At 34.5% G+C, this 22,441-nt stretch carries 20 protein-coding genes; 5 read left to right on the forward strand and 15 right to left on the reverse strand.

What is annotated here, in order from left to right:
• Positions 1-251: 251 nt before the first annotated feature.
• The 5 genes from ACTJFD_RS11030 to ACTJFD_RS11050 all read right to left on the reverse strand — a co-directional run bounded on the left by ACTJFD_RS11030 (position 252) and on the right by ACTJFD_RS11050 (position 7,730).
• Positions 252-4,160 (reverse strand): MSCRAMM family protein, encoded by a 3,909-nt coding sequence (locus ACTJFD_RS11030; protein WP_442261585.1) that lies wholly within the window; start codon positions 4,158-4,160, stop codon positions 252-254.
• A 215-nt stretch (positions 4,161-4,375) separates the two neighbouring features.
• On the reverse strand, positions 4,376-5,239 hold the full coding sequence (locus tag ACTJFD_RS11035; protein WP_442261586.1) for an NAD(P)-dependent oxidoreductase: 864 nt from the start codon (positions 5,237-5,239) through the stop codon (positions 4,376-4,378).
• Between the two features lie 151 nt (positions 5,240-5,390).
• Positions 5,391-7,112: a phosphoenolpyruvate--protein phosphotransferase gene (gene ptsP / locus ACTJFD_RS11040; RefSeq protein WP_442261587.1), complete on the reverse strand. Its 1,722-nt coding sequence runs from the start codon at positions 7,110-7,112 to the stop codon at positions 5,391-5,393.
• The gene (locus ACTJFD_RS11045) at positions 7,112-7,378 is read right to left on the reverse strand and encodes a phosphocarrier protein HPr (RefSeq protein ID WP_442261588.1); all 267 of its coding nucleotides are present in this window, start codon (positions 7,376-7,378) and stop codon (positions 7,112-7,114) included. The genes ptsP and ACTJFD_RS11045 overlap by 1 nt, the downstream gene beginning before the upstream one ends.
• Before the next feature lie 169 nt (positions 7,379-7,547).
• Positions 7,548-7,730: a hypothetical protein gene (locus ACTJFD_RS11050; protein WP_442261589.1), complete on the reverse strand. Its 183-nt coding sequence runs from the start codon at positions 7,728-7,730 to the stop codon at positions 7,548-7,550.
• A gap of 193 nt (positions 7,731-7,923) precedes the next feature.
• Between ACTJFD_RS11050 and ACTJFD_RS11055 the strand changes: the two genes are divergently transcribed.
• Positions 7,924-10,119, forward strand: a complete 2,196-nt coding sequence (locus ACTJFD_RS11055; protein ID WP_442261590.1) for an AAA family ATPase — start codon at positions 7,924-7,926, stop codon at positions 10,117-10,119.
• Positions 10,120-10,210: 91 nt separating this feature from the next.
• Here ACTJFD_RS11055 and ACTJFD_RS11060 read toward each other — a convergent pair whose 3' ends face one another.
• Positions 10,211-10,573 (reverse strand): prenyltransferase, encoded by a 363-nt coding sequence (locus tag ACTJFD_RS11060; RefSeq protein WP_442261591.1) that lies wholly within the window; start codon positions 10,571-10,573, stop codon positions 10,211-10,213.
• Positions 10,574-10,615: 42 nt separating this feature from the next.
• The gene (locus ACTJFD_RS11065; protein ID WP_442261592.1) at positions 10,616-11,158 is read right to left on the reverse strand and encodes a UbiA family prenyltransferase; all 543 of its coding nucleotides are present in this window, start codon (positions 11,156-11,158) and stop codon (positions 10,616-10,618) included.
• Between the two features lie 326 nt (positions 11,159-11,484).
• Here ACTJFD_RS11065 and ACTJFD_RS11070 point away from each other — a divergent pair, with 326 nt between their 5' ends.
• A complete protein-coding gene (locus ACTJFD_RS11070) occupies positions 11,485-11,790 on the forward strand; it encodes a DUF1827 family protein (RefSeq protein WP_442261593.1) in 306 nt (101 codons plus the stop codon).
• A 55-nt stretch (positions 11,791-11,845) separates the two neighbouring features.
• Here ACTJFD_RS11070 and ACTJFD_RS11075 read toward each other — a convergent pair whose 3' ends face one another.
• Together ACTJFD_RS11075 and ACTJFD_RS11080 are read right to left on the reverse strand one after the other, a co-directional pair.
• Positions 11,846-12,394 carry a GNAT family N-acetyltransferase gene (locus ACTJFD_RS11075; RefSeq protein WP_442261594.1) on the reverse strand — a complete coding sequence of 183 codons (549 nt, stop codon included), beginning with the start codon at positions 12,392-12,394 and terminating at the stop codon, positions 11,846-11,848.
• Positions 12,395-12,432: 38 nt separating this feature from the next.
• Positions 12,433-13,146, reverse strand: a complete 714-nt coding sequence (locus ACTJFD_RS11080) for a B3/B4 domain-containing protein (RefSeq protein ID WP_442261595.1) — start codon at positions 13,144-13,146, stop codon at positions 12,433-12,435.
• A 173-nt stretch (positions 13,147-13,319) separates the two neighbouring features.
• On the opposite strand from ACTJFD_RS11080, the gene ACTJFD_RS11085 reads away from it, so the two are divergent.
• A complete protein-coding gene (locus ACTJFD_RS11085; protein WP_442261596.1) occupies positions 13,320-13,772 on the forward strand; it encodes a DUF2798 domain-containing protein in 453 nt (150 codons plus the stop codon).
• Positions 13,773-13,814: 42 nt separating this feature from the next.
• On the opposite strand, the gene ACTJFD_RS11090 is transcribed toward ACTJFD_RS11085, so the two are convergent.
• A complete protein-coding gene (locus ACTJFD_RS11090; protein ID WP_442261597.1) occupies positions 13,815-15,392 on the reverse strand; it encodes a peptide chain release factor 3 in 1,578 nt (525 codons plus the stop codon).
• 272 nt (positions 15,393-15,664) lie between these two features.
• Between ACTJFD_RS11090 and ACTJFD_RS11095 the strand changes: the two genes are divergently transcribed.
• Positions 15,665-16,375, forward strand: a complete 711-nt coding sequence (locus ACTJFD_RS11095) for a putative ABC transporter permease (RefSeq protein ID WP_442261612.1) — start codon at positions 15,665-15,667, stop codon at positions 16,373-16,375.
• 45 nt (positions 16,376-16,420) lie between these two features.
• On the opposite strand, the gene ACTJFD_RS11100 is transcribed toward ACTJFD_RS11095, so the two are convergent.
• Both ACTJFD_RS11100 and ACTJFD_RS11105 read right to left on the reverse strand, forming a co-directional pair.
• The gene (locus tag ACTJFD_RS11100) at positions 16,421-17,788 is read right to left on the reverse strand and encodes a hemolysin family protein (protein ID WP_442261598.1); all 1,368 of its coding nucleotides are present in this window, start codon (positions 17,786-17,788) and stop codon (positions 16,421-16,423) included.
• Between the two features lie 94 nt (positions 17,789-17,882).
• Positions 17,883-19,013, reverse strand: coding sequence for an AI-2E family transporter (locus ACTJFD_RS11105; protein ID WP_442261599.1), 1,131 nt, complete (start codon positions 19,011-19,013; stop codon positions 17,883-17,885).
• Between the two features lie 129 nt (positions 19,014-19,142).
• Here ACTJFD_RS11105 and ACTJFD_RS11110 point away from each other — a divergent pair, with 129 nt between their 5' ends.
• On the forward strand, positions 19,143-19,574 hold the full coding sequence (locus ACTJFD_RS11110; RefSeq protein WP_442261600.1) for a GNAT family N-acetyltransferase: 432 nt from the start codon (positions 19,143-19,145) through the stop codon (positions 19,572-19,574).
• 78 nt (positions 19,575-19,652) lie between these two features.
• Here the strand turns inward: ACTJFD_RS11110 and ntdP are convergent, their stop codons facing one another.
• The 3 genes from ntdP to recX all read right to left on the reverse strand — a co-directional run bounded on the left by ntdP (position 19,653) and on the right by recX (position 22,372).
• Positions 19,653-20,186, reverse strand: coding sequence for a nucleoside tri-diphosphate phosphatase (ntdP, locus tag ACTJFD_RS11115; protein WP_442261601.1), 534 nt, complete (start codon positions 20,184-20,186; stop codon positions 19,653-19,655).
• Positions 20,187-20,382: 196 nt separating this feature from the next.
• On the reverse strand, positions 20,383-21,573 hold the full coding sequence (gene mutY / locus ACTJFD_RS11120; RefSeq protein ID WP_442261602.1) for an A/G-specific adenine glycosylase: 1,191 nt from the start codon (positions 21,571-21,573) through the stop codon (positions 20,383-20,385).
• Complete coding sequence (gene recX / locus ACTJFD_RS11125) at positions 21,566-22,372, reverse strand: recombination regulator RecX (protein WP_442261603.1); 807 nt, start codon at positions 22,370-22,372, stop codon at positions 21,566-21,568. The genes mutY and recX overlap by 8 nt, the downstream gene beginning before the upstream one ends.
• Positions 22,373-22,441 lie beyond the last annotated feature (69 nt).

A 22,441-nucleotide genomic window follows, 5' to 3' on the forward strand; every position in this document is an offset into this window, starting at 1 on the left:
GAAAAACAACATTTTCAAGTTGCCATTTTCCTACATTTTATCACCGCCATTTACAATTACCAAAGTTTATTTATCATCACTATGACAATAAATAAACATAAAGATAACAAAAAAACACTATTATAAACGTTTAATTGATTATAACTCATTTATTCAACTTTAACACAAAAATAACTAACATATAAAAATAAAAAAATAAAAAAAACGCATAGATATAACGTTTCATCTATACGTTTTTAACAAAATATAATTTATGGTCCTTGAACAAAATCAAATGAAAGTGTCCCTTCATATTTTCCAGATTTCGTTACTCCGGGACCAACATTAAGTCTGAAACCAAGTTGACTGGTTTGATCATCTAATAAAAATTCAAAACTTTTGTTGTTTGGTGAACTTGTATTTTGTGTTGAATTGATAAGTTCTGTTCCAGCTAGCGGGAATTCCCTATTTCCATTAACATGTACCATTTTAGTGTTTGTTAATTTTTCATTGGCGTTACCTACTTTTGTGAACTCACCGGGTTGCGAGGCTTGGATTGTAAAATGACCTCTCGTCAATCCTGACGATGTCTGGTTCGTTGCATTCGTCTGACGATAATCGACAACACTTACTTTAAAAGCATCCGTATTATTGGAAGCTAATTTTTGAGTGAAAGGACTCACTTGCCCCATTTGAAATCTTAAACGTGAGGGGGCTTTAACGACAACTAGTCCCTCATAACGATACCAAACCTCATTATTCGTACCTGATAGATTTAAACCTTCTTCATTTCCTTCCAAATCGCCTTTATCAAATTCAACAAGGTGATAATTTTCTTGCAATTTTTCCTGAACTTTTTGTATCTGTTCATTTGCTTTAAGATTAAAGGGCTGTTCTTGTGGTCTTAGTTCCAAAGGCTCAATGTCATCAATAGGTGAGCCATCTTGATAAGTAAAGTGAACCATGAGTTTACTTTTTCTTCCTAGTTTCACTTCAAAGACATTTTTTGAGGCCTCTCGAACTAATGTGATTTTTTTACCTTCTCCCGCATACTCAGGATTAATTTCATACCCTTCAGGTGCTTCTGTTTGAACTAAACGATAATTAGTCGCTAACTTATCTTTTAATTCAATTACCCCTTTGGAATTAGAAACATTTAACTGACTTATTTCACCTGTTTTTTCATTTATCAAATCAAATTTAGCTTTAGCTAAACCTTGAGCTGTCGTGACATCTTTGACGTTAATTGTTGCGTTCGTTAAAATATACTCAGCCCCACCAGATGTTGAAGCTGAACTTAAAGTCACTTTATTTTGCCCTTCTTTGATTATTTCTTTTGCAGATAAAGATCCTATTTTACCACTACCAGCTTCTATTTCAACGGTCATTTTCCCATTAAAAATTGTAACTATTGGGATTTTGATAATAATATCTTTCTTTATATCTTCTAAAAATTTTATATTATAATCATCGTAAGGTTGCGGAATGATGCTTACTTTTTCATTAGGATATAAGTTTCCCTCTTTATCTCGAATTTCCATCAATTCAGATAGATATCTCAACTGATTTTTTACACTCGGTTCTAAACTTTGCTCAAATTCAAGTCCTTTGTAAACCCAACCTTTATCCTGATAAGCTGGTATTTCAAGTGTTAAAATCGCCATATTATTATAATTTGGAGAGTTATTTATGGAGGTTTTTATTTTACCTTGGAGCACTGGATAAATACTTTTCTGGATCACCCCTTGAATTTTCGAAAGCTCCTTATTTTGTCCGTCAAAAACAACGCCTATTATCGGGATTTTAGGGACTTGATAATAGTTATCTAATCTTTCAAAAGTAGTCCCAATAATATAAGGATTTTCTATTCCTTTTTTGAAATCAATAACTATTTTCCCATCTTCTATTTTTATCTTAGGATAATCAGGGTCTGTCGGTTGCAATTTCTGATGTTTATATACAGAAAGACTGTCTATTTTCTTGAACTCAGTAATATCTTCACCCATTTTATAGATACTAATATCTGAAAGCTGAGGTTTCAAAATAGCACCCGCTTCATCATCTCCAATCGTAAACACTTGCTGTTTTGTTTTTTTATTTGATTGATTAACTTTCAAGTAACTAGACTGAATTAACGTTTCTTTCACCAATTCTGCATGAGGAAGCTCAAAAAAAACAGGTTCATTCACAATGTAGTCAACTGGTATCTTAAACTCCTTTGTTTTCCACCTTTTAGAATCAGTCTTTGCTTCAAACATTGTTGTTTTATATGTAAATTTATTATTAAGCGGTAATTTTGACATCTCAAAATCAAAATCGACTTCTACCGTTGCCCGATCCCAAAAATCAATTAAATAAGTAATTTCAAGCTTACGTCCATTAGTTTCGACTTTATAATGGACATCTTCAACAAATTTTATAACAGAAGTATCTCCTGGTTTTTTTCTTCCTACTATATTGATATTAATATTTTGTAATAAATTTTGAGGTAAGCCTGGATTTTCTTCAAACTCAATTTCAACTTTTTTTAAGGCCATTAATTGTGAATTTCCTTCAATTCTTATTTTTAAACGATTATCATGTGAAGGCTTTTCTATTAATATAATTTCTGTTTGACGGCCATCTATTTTAAATGCAGCTTCTCTAACATCCACATGTTCTTTTCCTTTAGCATCTCGTGTTTCGATTTTATAAAAATCTGGTTTAAAAAAATCCGATCTTAAATTATCACTTTCCCCTGAAATACCAATTGGTAATTTCAAGGCATAAGCTCTATTAGTGTTTTGTCCATTATACGTTACAACTATCTGACGCCCACCAAGTAGAGCTTTTGCTGTCCAAGTAGGTGACTTACTATAATTTCCCGCTTTATCTTCACCTGATGGTTCTATTTCTACAGTAGCCTCTTGTACCTCACTGTGATATATTAAATTAAAATAGGCTTTTGGATCTAATGGAGTTAAAACAATTTCTGTTCCTTTTTTCAACGTCTGTTTCGTTGCATTGATATAAAAATTAACTGCATTATAAGTGATATCTTTCGCTTTCAAAAAAACAAGATTATTTTCTTTTTCAACCTTAAAAGGAAAATTTTGAATATTTTTTTCATCTAAATTTTGAGTAATATTATTATAATCTTTACTATAATATCTTCCAAAAGAATTGATATTATCATGTCCCACAAATTTATATTTTGGATCCGGCGCTTGAAAAGAATTGGGACGAAAAACAGTATAAGAAAGATTAACATAATAAACCAATTTTATTGAATTAATCGCTTTAGGAATTGTACATTCGTTGTTGTATCTTCCAAAAGTAATTCCTCCAGTTAAATTACTTTCTACTTCTTCTTTTATCCGACCATCTGCATAGCGACTAAAGGTACTCACCTTAGCTTCCAATGACATTTCTTTTACAGCAATAATATCAACGGTGTTTCCTTTGATAATTTCAGATTTTAAGATAACTTTTTCCGTTTCAACTTGATAAGGATTAAGATAAACTTCGACACGAGCTCTTTTAGGCATATAATTGGTAGGCTGATTATTTCCATCCAAAAAAGTTATCTTACTTTCTTCTGACTGAATAGGTTTAATTGGCAAACTAATAAAATAACTTTTTTTTCCAGTCATAGATTGATAAGATAACTCTCTAATCATCGGTGATTGTGCTGTTTGATCGGGCACATTTAGCGTGCTAGCTGACTCAATCATCACATTAACTGCTCCTGTATCTTTTTTTATAATAACTTCAACAAACTTTTTCTCTTTATTTACCTCATATTCAATTGAATCTTTTGAAATCTCAGCAGTTTCTTTAACTTTACCTATTTCACTTTCTTTGACGATAATCCAGTTAGGTATTTCTGCTCTAAAACGTTCACCTTTCTGAACATTTTCGGGCAATTTAAACAACCATTTTGCTCTAAGTTTTCCTCCATGAATGAATAATTCTCCTTTTTCTTTCATTACCTTTTCTCCATAACTATTTTGTAAATCAACTAAAATTAGTTCATCTAAATAATTGTCTTGTTCATTTCTCGGCACTTTTCTTTCCGTTTTGATTCCTTGGCTCTTTTTTATTTTCGAATTTGCTTCAACAGACTTTAATAAAAAAGTTTGACTTAATAAAAAAATTAAACCAAGCAATAAAATTTTTAAAATAAAATTCTTATTAATCATAATACCCCCCCTTAATAAAAACATCAACAACCACTTTATTTTACTATAAACAACATTATATACTTTTTAACGAGTTGTATCAACTTTACAAATACACAATGACAATAAAGGTCTTTTAAACAAAAAACTTATTTTAGAAAAGCTCATGATGAGTTTTTCTAAAATAAGTTTAATTTAGCTTACAAATTAAAAAGATTAGTGAGGTCACTACCCTTTTACGACCACCATAACTTAATCAACGCCTGTGTTCCCTCATTACCAAAGCCTTCATCTTCTAGTTGCTGATACAGCTCTTTAGCTTTATGAGTTGCAGGCAAAATAATATTCATCTTTTCTGCTTCATCTAAGGCAATTTTTAAGTCTTTCACAAAATGTTTCACAAAAAAACCAGGGGTGAAATCTTCTTTTAATATTCTTGGCGCATAATTTGTTAATGACCAGTTAGCCGCACTTCCGCCACCTACTGTGTCCAAGACTTTATCTAAATCTAACCCACTCGCTTTAGCATAAACTAATAACTCTGTCATTCCTGTCATCGTACCGGCAATCATGATTTGATTTGCCATCTTAGTATGCTGACCACATCCTGAAGAACCTTGAAGATTAACTTTGGCACCAAAAACATTAAATATTGGTAAACAATCGGCATAAGTAGCCTCATCTCCACCAACCATAATGGTCAATGTCCCTTTTTTAGCTCCCAAATCACCACCAGATACAGGTGCGTCTAAAGCATGAGCACTTCTTGCTCTAGCATCTCGAGCAATTCTTTCTGCTAAAGAAGGCGTACTTGTCGTCATATCGACCAAAACTTTACCTTTAACATCGACAGAAAAGATACCATTCGCTCCATAATAGATTTCTTCGACATCGCTCGGGTATCCAACCATTGTAAAAATGACGTCGTTCTCTTTCACAACTAAGTTAGGCTGATTGCACCAAATGGCTCCCATTTCTAAAAGTGGTTCTGCTTTTACTTTTGTGCGGTTATAAACAGAAACGTTAAAGCCTTTTTTAAGTAAATGCTTCACAATTGCTGCTCCCATGACACCTGTTCCAATAAAACCAATTTTCTTCATAATCTTTCCTCCTTGATATCTATAGCTTACTTTAAGTATAGAACAACTTGTCTTGTATAACAAACCTTCTCTTTTTTTATTGTCCTGGCAGAAAACAACAAAAAAAACGTTTGACCTCAATCATACTCAAGGCCAAACATTTTTTATTTACTTATTTTGTATATTCTGTAACTAATGCGACTACTTCATCTGCAGTATCACATTCAGAAATTGCTTTGTTTGCTAATTCAGCCATCTTAGTTGAATCTAGACGCTTCATTAGACTACGTGTTCTTAAAATACTTGTTGCACTCATAGAGAATTCATCTAAGCCTAAACCAACCAACAATGGAACTGCTGTTTGATCGCCAGCCATTTCGCCACACATGCCTGCCCATTTACCTTCAGCATGAGCTGAATCAATCACATGCTTCACTAAACGCAAGATTGCTGGATTATAAGGTTGGTAAAGATAAGAAACACGTTCATTCATACGATCGGCTGCCATTGTATATTGGATTAAATCATTCGTTCCAATACTAAAGAAATCAACTTCTTTTGCAAAACGATCGGCAATTACTGCTGCCGCTGGAATTTCAATCATGATTCCCACTTGGATATCATCTTTGACTTCCACACCTTCAGCAACTAATTTAGCTTTTTCTTCTAGCAACATTGTTTTTGCTTCTCTAAACTCTTGTAACGTTGCAATCATCGGGAACATAATACGTAAATTTCCATAGATAGAAGCACGTAGTAATGCTCGTAATTGCGTGCGGAACATTTGGTCTTCAGCTAAACAGATACGAATCGCGCGATAACCTAAGAATGGGTTCATTTCTTCAGGAAACTTCAAGTAAGGTAATTCTTTATCCCCACCAATATCCATTGTACGAACCACAACTGGTTTACCACTCATACCTTCTAAAACGGCTTTATAGGCTTCGTATTGGTCATCTTCACTTGGAAAATCTGGTGAATCCATGTATAGAAATTCAGTACGGTATAAACCAACTGCTTCTCCACCATGACTAATCACACCTTCCAAATCTTTCGGTGTTCCAATATTAGCTGCTAATTCAAAATGTTTGCCATCAGCCGTTTCAGTCTTAGCATCTTTTAACTTGTCCCACTCAGCTTTTAACTCATCAAAAGCTTTTGCTTTTGCTTCAAACGCTTTGATTTGTTCAGCTGTTGGTTTAACGATGACTTCACCTGAAGTCCCATCAACCGCAATCATATCATTCTCATTAACATGTTCTGTTATTTCTTGAGTACCAACAACAGCTGGTACTTCAAGCGAACGAGCCATAATTGCTGAATGTGAGGTACGACCACCAATATTTGTCACAAACGCTTTCACATAACGTCGATCTAATTGTGCAGTATCACTAGGTGTTAAATCTTCTGCAATTAGGACAACTTCTTCATTAATCATTGATAAATCTGGAAGTTTAATTCCTAATAGATGACTCATCACACGTTTTGTTACATCACGAATATCTGCCGCACGCTCTTGCATATATGGATTATCTACCATGGCTTCGAACATGCCTACAAACATATCCGCAACATCTTTTAATGCTGATTCAGCATTAACTTTATTATCTTTAATGTTTCCTTCAATTGCACCAACTAATTCAGGGTCAGCTAGTACCATTAAATGTGCATCAAATACTTGTGCCTCTTCTTCACCCAAGCTTTTAGCTGCTTTTTCACGAATGGCTTGTAATTCGTGAGTCGAATGACCTAAAGCATCAGATAGACGAGCAATTTCATGATCTACATCTTCAATTGAAGCTTTTTCAAATGATAAATCAGGCTCAACTAAAAGATAAGCTTTAGCAACTGCAATACCATCACTTACGGCTATACCTTTCAACTGTTTTGTCATTATTCAGATAAACCTTCTTTTTTCATTGTTTCTGCGATTGCTGCGATTGCTTCAGCAGCATCTGCACCTTCAGCAGTAATTGCTACATCAGCACCTTGACCAACGCCTAGTGACATTACACCCATGATTGATTTTAAGTTAACTGATTTGCCTTTATACTCTAAATTAATATCTGAACTAAATTTACTCGCAGTTTGCACCAATAAAGTAGCTGGGCGAGCATGAATACCTGTATCTGCAATTACGTGAAAATCTCTTTTTTCCATAGTTATCTGTCTCCTTTAGTGTGTATAAAATATTTTAAGAGGTCTCAAAAAATAACTTTTCATAATCGCTATTCTAAAAAGACCCTTTCAATCATAAAGAATACCATGTTTTTCAAATTCTTACAACTTTTTTTCATTAAAAAAAAGAGTTTGAAATTTTCTTAAAAGCCTACTCTTTCGGTGATAAACGATACACGATACGTCCCTCAAGTCCAGCTTCTCCGACAATTCTTTCTTTTTCGTCTTGGACTAACCAGACTTCTCTAAATGAAAAGAAATTTTCCTTTTCTACAATAATTTCTTCGATCTCTCCTGCTACTAGTTGTTCAACTAATTCTTGATAATTTATCATTTTTATACTTTCACCTGTCCCTCTTACTATCAGTATAAATTATTCCTCCTAAAATTACGACTATTCATTCTCCTTAACTATGGAGGCATATCAGTTGAAAGTTCTCTAATCTCCCATTATAATAGTCAGTAAAGGTCAATGTTTAAAACACCTTTCTTTAAAACAGTAAATAAAAGGAGTGTGACTCTCTATTATGTTATGCCAAAATTGTCAACAACATGATGCAACGATCCATCTTTATACTAATGTTCAAGGTGAAAAAAAACAAATTAATCTTTGTCAACGTTGCTATCGTGATTTAAAAGCACAAGAAGACACTGCTAATCGACAACGACTGATGCAAGACCCTTATGGTTTTAATTCACTCAATGATTTATTTAAACAATTAGCAGAACAACACCAAAAAGAAAACACGTCTCAGCAAACGCCTCCGACTCAAAGTGGTGGAATGCAACCTCCTCACCCACCAAAAAATGGTGGGCCATCCGTTTTACAAGATTACGGAACCAACCTTACGCAAGAGGCACGTGAAGGTAAAATAGATCCTGTGATTGGCCGTGACAAAGAAATCACACGCGTTATCGAAATTTTAAATCGTCGAACAAAAAACAATCCTGTTTTAATCGGTGAACCAGGGGTCGGTAAAACAGCGGTCGTCGAAGGTCTGGCTTTAAAAATTGCAGAAGGAAATGTTCCTCAAAAGTTACAACACAAAGAAGTTGTCCGTCTCGATGTTGTTTCTTTAGTTCAAGGGACAGGTATCCGGGGTCAATTTGAAGAGCGGATGCAACACTTAATTACAGAGTTAAAGGATAACCCTAGTATCATTCTTTTCATTGATGAAGTGCATGAAATCGTCGGAGCTGGAACTGCTGGCGACAGTAGTATGGATGCTGGTAATATTTTAAAACCTGCCCTAGCTCGTGGTGAACTCCAAATGGTTGGTGCGACCACTTTAAATGAGTACCGCTTGATTGAAAAAGATGCGGCTCTCGAAAGAAGAATGCAACCTGTTCGTGTCAATGAACCAAGTGTTGAAGAAACTATCACTATTCTCAAAGGGATTCAACCTAAATATGAAGACTTCCACCATGTTCAATACACGGATGAGGCGATTGAAGCTGCCGTAACATTATCTAATCGTTTTATTGCCGATCGTCAACTTCCAGATAAAGCCATCGATTTATTAGATGAAACAGGTTCTAAAAAAAATCTAGCAATTCAATTTATTGATCCTAAAATTATCGATGATAAATTGAAAGAAGCTGAAAACCAAAAAAATCAAGCGTCACAAGATGAAGATTTTGAAAAAGCAGCTTACTATCGCGATCAAATCAAAAAATGGGAAAAACTCAAAGAAAATCAAATTGCTGATGAGGATGTCCCCGTTGTCACAACTGAGGATATGGAACAAGTGGTTGAGATTATGACAAGTATTCCCGTTGGAGAACTAAAAGAAAAAGAACAAGTTCAAATGAAAAATCTGGATCTCGACTTGAAAAAACAAGTCATTGGTCAGGATGAAGCGATTGATAAAGTTACACGTGCGGTCCGTCGTAATCGCATTGGCCTCAATAATAAAAATCGCCCCATCGGCTCTTTCTTATTTGTTGGCCCAACAGGTGTTGGTAAAACCGAACTAGCTAAACAGCTAGCCTATGAATTATTTGGTTCAGAACAAAGTATGATCCGTTTTGATATGAGTGAATATATGGAAAAACACAGTGTTTCTAAATTAATCGGCTCTCCTCCTGGTTATGTCGGCTATGACGAAGCTGGTCAATTAACAGAACAAGTCCGCCGTCATCCTTATAGCCTAATTTTATTGGATGAAATCGAAAAAGCTCATCCGGATGTTCTTCACATGTTCTTACAAATTTTAGATGATGGGCGTTTGACAGATGCACAAGGAAGAACCGTTAGTTTTAAAGATACGATTATCATCATGACTAGTAATGCTGGAACAGGTAACAACGAAGCAAATGTTGGTTTTAGTGCTATTCAGTCTGGAACAACTCAATCAATCGTTGGTCAACTTACTAACTTTTTCAAACCTGAATTTCTTAACCGTTTTGATGCGATTATTGAATTCAATGCGCTATCGAAAGAACATTTACAAGAAATTGTAAGTTTGATGTTAGACGATGTCAATCAGCTATTACAAGATCAAGAAATCAAAATAACTGTTGAAGATAATGTCAAAGAAAAATTAGTTGAGTTGGGCTATGATCCTAAAATGGGAGCACGACCGTTAAGACGTGTTATACAAGAACATATCGAAGATGGGATTGCCGATTTTTATCTCGATCATCCTGCAACGAAAGAACTAAAAGCGATTCTTAACGATGATAAAGAAATTATCGTTACTGAAAAAACAATAGAAAATTAAAAATAAAGCGAGATTGACTTTTGAGTCAACCTCGCTTTTTCATTCATTTTGTCAAAATAATTAAATTTATAAGATAAGTAATGCTTATTTTTTATAAAAAACTGCCAATAAAAAACAGCAATGGATAGCCAACCATCGTCACAGACATCACTTTTAGAACCAATGGAAAGGTCAATTTTTTATCTTGAAGTATTTGATAGATCTTGAGCGTCTTCCACCCCCACGGATAAATCAATAGTAAACACAAAATAGTGAAAGGTGCTAAATTTAAGATGACTAAACAAACTATCAATAAAGCATTAAAAAGGTATAAAGTGACCAATAACTGCACCGCCCTCTTTTTACCGAGATAATAAACCAACGTTTTGCGCTGATTTTTAATATCTTCTTCTAAATCACAAGTATTATTTGCTAATAAATTACTAAACATACTAATAACCAGCGGCAAGCTCATCACAAAAACCTTTAATAATTGCTTTATCTGAAAATTTTCATTTTAAAAAGTCACTAAATAATAGGCCAATAATGAAATAAAAAAACCACTCGCCAAACTGGTTAACGTTTCGGCTATTGGTAAACTATTCAGTGGCCGACGACCATAAGAATAGAATAACCCCACATAAAACCCAATTAATCCCAAAATTCCTATCCACAGATTCGTCTGAAATACTAATAAACTACCTAAAAACAAAGAAAAAGCAAACCAGAACCAAAATAGTTTTTTTACTATTGGTAAAGACAAACCATCGCGGCCAATGATGTTAGTATACTTTTTATAGTTTTCATCACTGGCATTTTCAAAATCCATCCAATGATTAAAAATATTCACTGCCAAATGAAAACTTAAAAGAACTCCTATAAAAAGAAATAATGGTAATGATAAGGATACCACTGACCAAAAATGAGCAAGTGAAACACCCAATAAGATAATAAAAAGATTTAACGGTGCGGTATAGATTTCAGACAATTCCCAAAATTGTTTGAAAGTTATCCTTTGTTTAAACAACTGACTTCCCCCTTTGAAAGATACGTTCTTCATTATAAATAATCCTTTCCGATAAAACAAAGAATCAGTTTTTACCAAAAATAATAAAAAATCATTCATTTATTTCTGGGAATTTTTTTGAAATAGTCCTATCTTCAAATTATTCTAATCTGTTCAACTACTCGCTTAATTCCACTTAAAAATAACACGATAGTATGACATACACAAAACATCTATTATTAGGTTTAAACATAGGATAATTAATTATAAATTGCACTTCATTTAAGTATCGTCTTTTTACTTTTCCTATATTAAATATGTTATAATTAATTATCAGATATTTTCAATATCTAAATACACTATTCAGAGAGGTGAGTAAAATGAAATTAATCGATGTAACCAATAGCTACCGCAATTTAGTAGACAAGCAGCTGGAAAACACCGATGCAAGTTATGTTAAGGTCTATTCACTCGGTAAAACGTTAGTTGTTTATAGTGAAGCACCTAAACATACAGAAGTTGTCATTATTAATAAGGTCAGAGAAATTAAAGATTTTGAAATCAATCATGTCTTAACTAGTCTTTTAGATACAGGTCTATCTAATCCTCGACTTGATGTTCTCAAAACTAAAGGAGTTGTCGAGTTATCATTGACTCATACTCCGACAGAACAATCTACTAAATAACCAAAGCAAAAAGCCGCTGGTCTCGTTCTTATCGACCAACGACTTTTTGCTTTTTTTAATTTTGAGAACTTCTTAATCGTTCATAGCGATTCATATCGCGAAACTCACCACGAACCCATTGATCTTCTAAATCGACACCAACTAAACGAAAACCAGTTTTTTTAGCGACTTGATTACTTGCTAAATTTTGAGTATCCGCCACCAAGTTCAATTTATTAAGCTTTAATTCATCAAAAGCAAAAGCAATCAATTTCAAGACACATTTAGTCATTACCCCTTGACCAATAGAACCTGAATGCAACCAATAACCAACGTCGGCTCGAGCATTTGCTCGGTCAATGAAATGTAAATCAATGCATCCAACTAATTGCTCCTCTTTTTCAATAAAAAAGATAGCATCGGTTCCCTTAGCAACACCATTCAATTTAGCTTCCAAATATTTCCTTTCATCTTCAACCGTTTTTGTTGCTTCAACGAATGGTAAAAAACGTTCTAAATGCATGCGATCGCTGTCAATAACTTCAAAAAAAAGTGGCGCTAATTCAAGCGTTGGATAAACCAAAGAAATCTTATCATCCACTTTCAGTTTAAATCTAAACCCCATATTAGACTTCCTCCTCTAGTTTTCATTAAAAACTAAAATTAACCAATCTCTACTTCTGTATTTTCTTTTGTTAATTTAGTAATGACACCCGTAACTCCTAAATATTTTTGAACTCTTTTCTGGAGTTCGGTTATTGCTTCATTTGCTCTTTCAATTTGTTCTTGGTTTAATGCTTCAATAACTAAAACAGCATTTTTTGTTTCTTCTTTTAACATCGTTCGTTGCGCTTCTCGCCAATTAAAACAACGACAAATCGCTCCGTCTTCATCATAATAAATAATTTCGTCTGGTAATGCTGGAGAACTCGTTTCAGCGCCTAAAGGAAAGAAATCTTCACCACCTCGAGCTTTACCTAAATGTAAATCACCAACAATGGTTTCTAAATCCTCACCACCACAAGGGACACCATAAGTTAGTGAAACGCTATTATAGATATCAACTAAAGGATTAATAGGATTGAATTCACGATCTTGATCAACCCTTTTTAAAAGAGCTTCAATTGAAGAACGCGCGCCTTTTTTTGTTTTAAACAATTTAAATGCTTCACGCCATTCATTAACGGCTTGATTTTGGCTAAAAACAGCTTCACCTAGAAAGGAAGTTGCTGCTTTTTTTCCATCGTTTAATAATTGTTGATACGTTGCATCATCTTCTTCATTAACTTGATTATCTAAATCTTTAAGTACTAAAATATTAAGCTGTGCTTCTGGAAAGATATTCCAAAATTCTGAATCAATCATCATTTTTTTCATTTTTACACTCCTATTCTTTTTTAAAACAATTATAAGATAAACATCAAATTTAATCCAATTATCTTTTTCATATAAAATTAATCTATAATTAATCATATTCTAACTTATGAAGTTGCTTTTTTTCTGCTACACTAAGTTTTGTGAAAAAAATTTAATCTATCGGAGGTCTTTATTTGCCAAGAAATAAAAAAGAAGGATTCATTTTTACTCTAATCATGTGCTTTTTAATGGTTCTAGGAATGAGTTGCTATAATTTATTACTTCAAAATGCTTTTTCTTTTCCAACTTTACTGAAAGGATTACTTCCTGGTTTCATTGTTGCCTTTTTATTAGACACGCTAGTTGTTGGGAAAATCGCAAAATACATTGCTTTCAAATTACCAATCAAACATGAAAAACCTTTTTATTTAATTGTAACCATTTCATGTTTAATGATTCTCGGAATGGTCACTTTCATGTCAGCTTTCGGTTTACTTATGAATAGTAGTTCACTTACTACATTTCCAACGCTCTATCCACACGCTTGGATTATGAATTTTATTGTCGCTCTACCTTATCAATTATTAATTGTAGGTCCAGTATCACGTAAAATTTTAAAGCAAATCCAACAAAAAGCAACAGCCTAAAAAAAACCTTTTCTATTTACAAAAAATAGAAAAGGTCTTTTTTTATAGTAAAGTCTTCAATTCAACTTCTGGATACTTATCGGCAAACCAACGCATTGCAAATTGATTTTCAAATAAGAATAAGGGTTGATCAAAACGGTCACGTGCTAAAATATTACGACTTGAACTCATCTTCTCATCTAGCTGTTTAGGATCAATCCAGCGAGCAATTTTAGTCCCCATTGGCTCCATGATAATTTCAGTATTATACTCACCTGACATACGATGCTTGAAAACTTCAAACTGCAACTGACCTACAGCCCCAATTAAGAAATCTTCCGTCAAATACGTTTTATATAATTGAATTGCACCTTCTTGAACCAATTGATTTAACCCTTTATAAAATGATTTTTGCTTCATTACATTTTTTGCGGTTACTTTCATAAATAGTTCCGGCGTAAAGTGCGGTAGTTCTTCATAAACAATCTTATCTTTTCCAGTATAAATCGTATCACCAATTTGATAATTTCCCGTGTCATACAAACCGATTATATCTCCAGCGACGGCTTCTTGAACCATTTCACGCGAATCTGCCATAAATTGAGTCGAATTATTTAATTTAATTTTTTTATCCGTCCGTGCTAGTTGAACATCCATCCCACGCTCAAAAGTTCCCGAACAAATCCGAACAAAGGCAATCCGATCACGATGAGCCGGATTCATGTTCGCTTGGATTTTAAAAATAAAACCTGAAAAATCAGATGAATAAGGATCTTTAATTTCACCATTCTCCTCTTTATGTGGATTAGGTTTCGGTGCAAACTGTAAGAACGTTTCTAAAAAGGTTTGTACACCAAAATTCGTTAAAGCAGAACCAAAAAATACTGGTGTTAATTCACCTTTTGCTATTTTTTCTTCTGAAAACTCATTACCCGCCTCCATCAATAGTTCTACTTCTTCTTGAACTTGATCAAAAATCGATAATTTACTAATATCATGGTCTATTGTTAATTTACGGTCTTCTGTTAAAGGAATAAAACGTTCGCCATCGTAACGATTAGGTCGGTAAATTTCGACACGATTATGATACATGTCATATAATCCTTCAAATCCTTTACCCATACCAATCGGCCAGTTCATTGGATAAGAATCAATCTCTAAAACTTCTTCTAGTTCTTCCAATAATTCTAAAGGTTCACGACCATCTCGATCTAATTTATTAACAAAGGTAAAAATTGGAATTCCACGCATACGACAGACTTGGAATAATTTCTTTGTTTGAGCTTCAATTCCTTTAGCGCTATCAATCACCATCACAGCACTATCCACTGCCATCAGCGTTCGATAGGTATCCTCTGAAAAGTCCTCATGTCCTGGTGTATCTAAAATGTTGATTCGTTTATCATCATAATCAAATTGCATCACAGAACTGGTAACAGATATCCCACGTTGCTTTTCAATATCCATCCAATCTGATTTAGCAAAATTCCCTGTTTTTTTCCCTTTTACTGTTCCAGCATTTCGTATCGCGCCACCAAATAGTAAAAGTTGTTCTGTAATTGTTGTTTTCCCTGCATCCGGATGCGAAATAATCGCAAACGTTCGCCTTTTATCGACTTCTTGTCGTTGGTCTAATCCCATTTCTCGTTCTCCTTTAATCTCTTGATTTATATCTATCTAAATAAGCCTCGCCTAAACAACCATGGTCTAGTATAGCATGCTTTAGGCTTGCTGAGAAAGGCTCTCTGTTCATTTTTACAAATAATTTTTATTTTTCTCAATTTACACTGGTTTCCCTCCTTAAAACTCCTTAACAAATCTGACAAATTAGTTAATATTTTCCATCTTATTTCATTTACGGTATACTTAATGAGTAGTTATCATTCAAAAAAGGAGGAATTATCATGTCGTCAATGACTACCTTATTTATGACTTTTCTGGTCTATTCCGTTGTCGGTTGGCTATGGGAAAGTGTTTATTGCTCGATTAAAGCCAGACATTTTGTTTATCGCGGTTTTCTACTTGGCCCTTATTGTCCTGTTTATGGCTTTGGTGTCACAGCTGTTTTACTACTTGTGCCAAAACACTACGGGTCGTTACTTAATCTTTATTTTAATATGATTGTGATTGTGACCATCATTGAATTTGTAACGAGTTGGTTACTCGAAAAATTATTTAAAATGAAATTATGGGATTACTCTGAGATGCCTTTAAATATCGGTGGCCGTGTCGCAGTCCCAGTTTCACTTTTTTGGGGTATTGGCTGTCTATTCTTAATCAAGGTCATCCAACCAATCGTTGGTAGAGGGATTCAAGATTTTGATCATGTTACAAAAGGAATAGGCCCCGTTATTCTCTTCATCCTTTTTATGGCAGATGTCTTAACCACTCTTATTTTCACACTAACTGCCAAAAAAGAAGTTTCTGCTATTATTGATACAAGCGATCCTCAAAACGCAGCGATTAAAGAATACCGTTTGGATCATCTCTTTAAAAATCATGAACCTCATGCGAATCTTGGTAAAATTAAACACTATCTGAGTCAAACGCCACATAAGTTATTGCATCAACGTAACTTACACCGTTTAATCCAAAACTACCCAAACATTCGCTTCAAAAAATAAGTTAAAAAACCTGTGATAAAATATTACTTTTTATCACAGGTTTTTTTAGTCTTCAAATGTATCGTGTTGGTACTTAGCCTTGCGATATTCTTCTTCATCTTCTTCTACTCGTTCATGGACATCTACTTGAATTTCTAAAAGACGTGTTCCTTGTGCTTTAAAGGTCGTTAAGGTCACGTTTTCGACATCAACCGATAGACGCTCATGTTCTTCTGGGATAACTCCTAATGCCGTGATTAGGTAGCCTGCCATCGTGTCAACCTCATTCATTTCTAGCGTGGTCATAAAAACCTCATTAAAATCATCAATTGACATGCGGCCTTCAATAATATATTGATCTTCTGCCACTTTACGATAGAGATGTTCAGCCGTAATTTCATCTGATTCGTCATCAATTTCGCCGACAATCTCTTCTAATAAATCTTCAAAAGTTACTAAACCAACTACCCCACCATATTCATCCAAAAGAATGGCCATATGATTTTGAGTCTTCTTTAGCTCTAAAAGTAGGTCATCAATAAAGATTGTTTCTGGAACATACAGCGGTTCATGAATAACTTGAAGTAAATCTAAATTTTCAAAGCCAAATTTATGCGCAGCTTTAAGTAAATTTTTCAAATGTAAAACACCGATGACTCTATCTTTATCTTCATCATAAACTGGAATTCTTGAAAAATTATTACCTAGGATTTTTTCCATATTGACTTCAACAGAGTCATGAATATTAATCATAAAAGCCTCTGTTCGAGGAACCATAACTTCACGTGCCAGTGTTGTATCCAAATCGAAAATACCTTGGACCATCTCTAACTCATCTGAGTCAAGAACACCTTCGTTTGTTAACATGTAAGCCATTTCCTCACGCGTCATTTTTTCATTAGCATCATCAAAAGTCATTGGGGTCAAACGACTCAAAAGATTCGTCGAACTTGATAATAACCAAACAAATGGTTTCATCAAAGCTCCTATTACTTGGATCGGACCCATCACAAATTTTGCCACTTCTTCTGATTTATTTAGCGCAATTCGTTTAGGATACAGTTCTCCAAAAACGATAGAAATATACGTCAATAAAATCAAAATAATTGTTTGAGCGGCTTGTTTCCCCCAAGGCACATTTCCAAACACAGGTGCTAACATCCTCGCAAACGAATTGGCCAAAGAAGCACCAGACAAGATAGTTACCAATGTGATACCGACTTGAATTGTCGATAGAAAATTCCCTGAGTTATTGATTAATCTGAGCAATTTGATTGATGACCGATCTCCCTCAGCAGCTTTTGACTCCAGACGATTTCGATTAACTGAAACAACCGACATCTCTGCGGCAGCAAAGAATGCATTCAGCAAGGTTAGTACCACCAATATTATTAGATTAATCCATACGGACTGACTCTCGGGGTCAGCGTTCATAAGCTATTCTCTCCTTATATATTGTTACTTAATAAATAATTACGTGAAAATCGTATCATAAATAACGATAATTAGCAATTACTCTCAACTTTTTTTATTCATTATTAACAATTTTTTCCTTTATTTTTTTCTTTTCTTCATCCCGTCGATTTAATTGAATAATATCAAAAACATAGACGAAGATTGTTTTACAGACAGCATAAAATGGCACACCTAAAATCATACCTAAAAGACCAGCAATATTTCCAGCAACCAGCAAAATAATGATGATGGTTAATGGATGGATATCTAAGCTCTTGCCGATAACATTAGGATAAACTATATTTCCATCCACTTGTTGAACAATCAAAACAACGATACAAGCTAGTACGGCTTTCCATGGATCCATAAAGACTGTTGCTAACAGGGCAGGTGCTAAACCAATATAAGGTCCAATATAAGGAATCATATTAGTAACTCCTGAAATTACGCCGAACAGAAAAGCGTAATCCACGCCAATAATTAAATAACCTAAAAAGGTAAACATTCCTACAAATAAACACTCAATCATTTGACCGCTAATATATTTTGAAATAGTATGACTCATTTTTCTTAAAAGCGTTTCAATTTCGTCTTTATGTTTCTCTGGGAAATAAGGTTTCAATGTTGGAATAAAGCGATCGCCATCTTTCAACATATAAAACAACATAAAAGGAACCGTAATAACGAGCATCACAATTCCAGCAACAGAAGAAACAATCGAACCTATTCCTGTGGTAACACCATTAAAGGTTGATTTAAAAATTGAGCCAAAAGAAAGGCCAATCTTATCCATGTATTGCTCAATATCCAAATTTTTGACCGCTGGATGCTGTGCTAACTCATCAATCCAACGCTCAATCACAGTTATTGTAGCTGGCATCTTTTTCATCAGAGCTGTGATTTGATTAATCAAATTAGGAATAATCGTCATAAACAAAAAGATGAGAATCGCAATCAAAAGTAACATCACGAGCCCCACAGCGGGTGAACGTTTCAAGCCTTTCTTTTCCAAAAATAAAACAAGTGGATTCACCAGATAGTATAGAAAGCCTGATACTAAGATGGGGGCAAAAAGGGTGGTAAACATGGCGACAATTGGGTAAAACAGAAAATTGATTTTGGTACCAACAAAGATTAGGGTGGCAATAATAAGTAACTCTAACGACCAAAACATTAGTTTTGAATCCCTGATTCGATTAAACATAGTCTCTCTCCTTTATTTAAATTAATTGTATTTATGATTGTTTTACATTAACATTTATCTTATTGTAAGTTATAGTATAATATAAACTTGCAATAAATGCTTATTTTTTTAATAAAGGGGACGATAAAAATGTTAACATTCCAGTCAACAACTGATTTAAACAGCCAAATTTATAAAGATTCTTTAGCTCTTCGCTTTAAAGTTTTTGTTGCCGAACAAGAAGTACCTGTCGAACTTGAGGTCGAAGATGAAGAAATTTGTTTACACTTTACAATGTATGCCGATGAAAGTCCAGTTGCAACAGCTCGTCTCTATCCAATTAATGATAATCGTATCAAGGTGCAACGCGTCGCTGTTGCCAAAGAGGGACGTGGTAAAGGATATGGCCGTGAAATTATGCTCCATATGGAAGATTATGCTAAGCAAGAAGGTTTGACCGAAATGGTACTCGGGGCTCAAGTTCATGCTGTTCCATTTTATGAAAAACTTGGCTATCAACCTTTTGGCGAAGAATACCTAGACGCTGGTATCGTACATACGGATATGCTTAAAAAATTATAAAACAAAAAGCCTAAGGAACAACGATGTTAATCATCCGTCTCTAGGCTTTTCTTTATTTTGCACTAATCGCACACTTGCTTATCGCTTAGATAATTGCTGATATCGTTGATACCATGTTTCAACGTATTCATCGGAAAATGGGCCTTTACCTTCATTAATCCAATCCACAAGAATTTTGACATTCTCCTTAAGAATTAAATCAATTTCAGTCGGATATTGCATAATCTTTCGGTGGTCTTCATACTCATCAACATCTAAAAGACGTTTTTCGCCATCCGGAAAGACCTTAATATCCAAATCATAATCAATGTACTTCAATGCTTCTTCATCTAGAACAAATGGTGAAGCGAGATTACAATAATAAGATACCCCTTTCTCACGAATCATTGCAATTATATTGAACCAGTACTTAGTATGAAAATACAAGACTGCTGGCTCGCGTGTCACCCAACGTCTACCATCCGATTCTGTCACGAGTGTATGATCATTCATTCCGATTAACGAACATTCACTGGTCTTAAGAACCATTGTGTCACGCCACGTACGATGCAAGCTGCCGTCATGCTTGTAGCTCTGGATAGTTACGAACTCTCCTTCTTTTGGTACACGCATTATTCCCCTACTTTCTTTGGTCGTTCACCAATTTTTTATAGAGGGTGCTCATTACACCGACATCAAAAATATTATAGCACAAAAAAATTAGATGAGGCATTTTATTCGACTTTTTTGTTCATAATCTCTCACTATTTTTTTGAAGTCTTAACAATCACACATAATGGAGATTAAAAATACAGAATTAAAACACACCTTAAGTTAACTTTTTAGTTTGATTTAATAAATTCAACATCTTTTCCTGAGCTTTTGGAAAGTTATAATTTTTAAAATTCTCTGGATGAATCCATGCTTCATTTTCGACCGTATTTTGTAATTGAAGTGTTGGTAGGATGCCGTAAGACACTAAAATGTGCCATTTTCGATGACTAAACAAATGAACGACTTCTCCTAATGCGGATAGCTGCCAAATGACCGCTGGAAATTCTTGCTGCAATCGTTTGAGGTAAGGCGTTTTTAATTCTGACGGTGAAGCTTCAGCGACTAAACTATCCCAGAGTGAGGCTTGACTCGTGTCTTCTTGTCCTTCAGAAGTCTTTTTAAAACTCAAATATTCTTCCTTTGTGACCTCAACTAAAGGAAACGTCCACATTTTGGCTAATAAGCCAGTCTCCGCTCGCCGGCTCAATAGATATTCCTCTTTTTCATTCTTGATTGCTAAAGCCAAATAATAGCAGGGAGTCGCTTTAATTTTCTTCAATTTTACTGGAAAATTGGCGGTTGTTCCTTCAGCATACGCTTGACAATACGCTTGTAAAGGACAATCTTCACACTTAGGTGCTTTAGGTGTACAAATTCTTGAGCCCAAATCCATCAAAGCTTGATTAAAATCACCAGGGTGACTTTCAGACATTGTTGTTCTAACATAATAATCAAAGGTCTTTCTTGTTTTAACTTTAGCAATGTCCTCAGCAATACTAAACAAACGACTGTAGACGCGCATCAAGTTACCATCGATTGCAGGCTCTACCAAATCAAACGAAATACTTCCAATCGCTCCAGCTGTATAAGGTCCTATTCCCTTGAGAGAACTAATCTCTTCAATGGTCTTTGGCATCTGGCCATCAAAATCAGCCACAATTTGTTGAGCGGCAATCTGCATGTTTCTAACTCGCGAATAATAACCAAGGCCTTCCCAAGCTTTCAATAAACGAGTTTCATCAGCCTCAGCCAACGCTTCAATCGTCGGAAACCATTCCATAAATCTTAAAAAATAAGGAATAACCGTGACAACTTGTGTTTGCTGTAGCATGATTTCTGAGACCCAGATGGGATACGCTGATGTGTTTTCGCGCCAAGGCAACAACCTTTTTTCTTGTTCATACCACGTTAATAAATCCTTTTGAAATTCCTCAATTCTTCGCGTATTCCAACTTAACTTATTCATTGTCTAACGCTTCCTGTTCTTTTTCATTGAGATATTGTTGAATTACATCATATGAAAATCCTTTATTTAACAAAGAAGCAATCACTTTTTGTTTTCGTTTAAACGGCTCTTGTTTGGCTTGTTTGCGCCAATAGACATCCCCTGCTTTAAAAAGCAACTCTTTTTCTAGGTCTTCATCTTTTTCAACAGAGAGTTCCTCCATCACCAAACTAATCGTATCACCAATAAAACCTTTTGTTTGTAAGTACTGCCTTGTTTTATTGATTCGTTCACGATGACTTTTCTTTTGATATTTACGGAGTGCCTTTTCGGCCACTTGATAAGCAAGCTCAAACTCAATCTCTGGTGTCATTTGTTGTAACGCTTGTTCGATAGTAGCGACAGCGATACCACGCTTAATAAGCTGCTGCCTAATGACAATTGGACCTTTATCAGAAGTCCTAATTTGCGTTCGAACATAGCTCTCAGCATAAACTAAATCATCCACTAGTTTTAAGTCTTTTAATTTTTCAATGATCGTATAGATCCCTTCTGAGCTGACTTCTTTCTTTTTCAAATAATCACGTAATTCTTTCTCCGAACGTAATTGAAAACTTAAATAATTCAGAACAGCTTGGTAGGCTCCCGCCAACTCAGCTTCTTTCTTTATCTGTTTAATTTGAGCCGAGGAAATTTCTTCACCTTTTAATAAACGATATTTAACCAAAGAATCTTCTGAGGCTTGAAAAACTATGCCAGATTGTGTGGTTAATTCGTAATTTGGACCTTTTATTTTTTTTATCGATACAATCGTTTCCATCTTTTTTCTTCCTTTATTTTAAACTATTCATCAATAATACCATACTTCAAAAACTTCCTCGAACCCCTT

The sequence above is a fragment of the Vagococcus sp. genome, from assembly GCF_052102835.1.
Lineage (GTDB): Bacteria > Bacillota > Bacilli > Lactobacillales > Vagococcaceae > Vagococcus.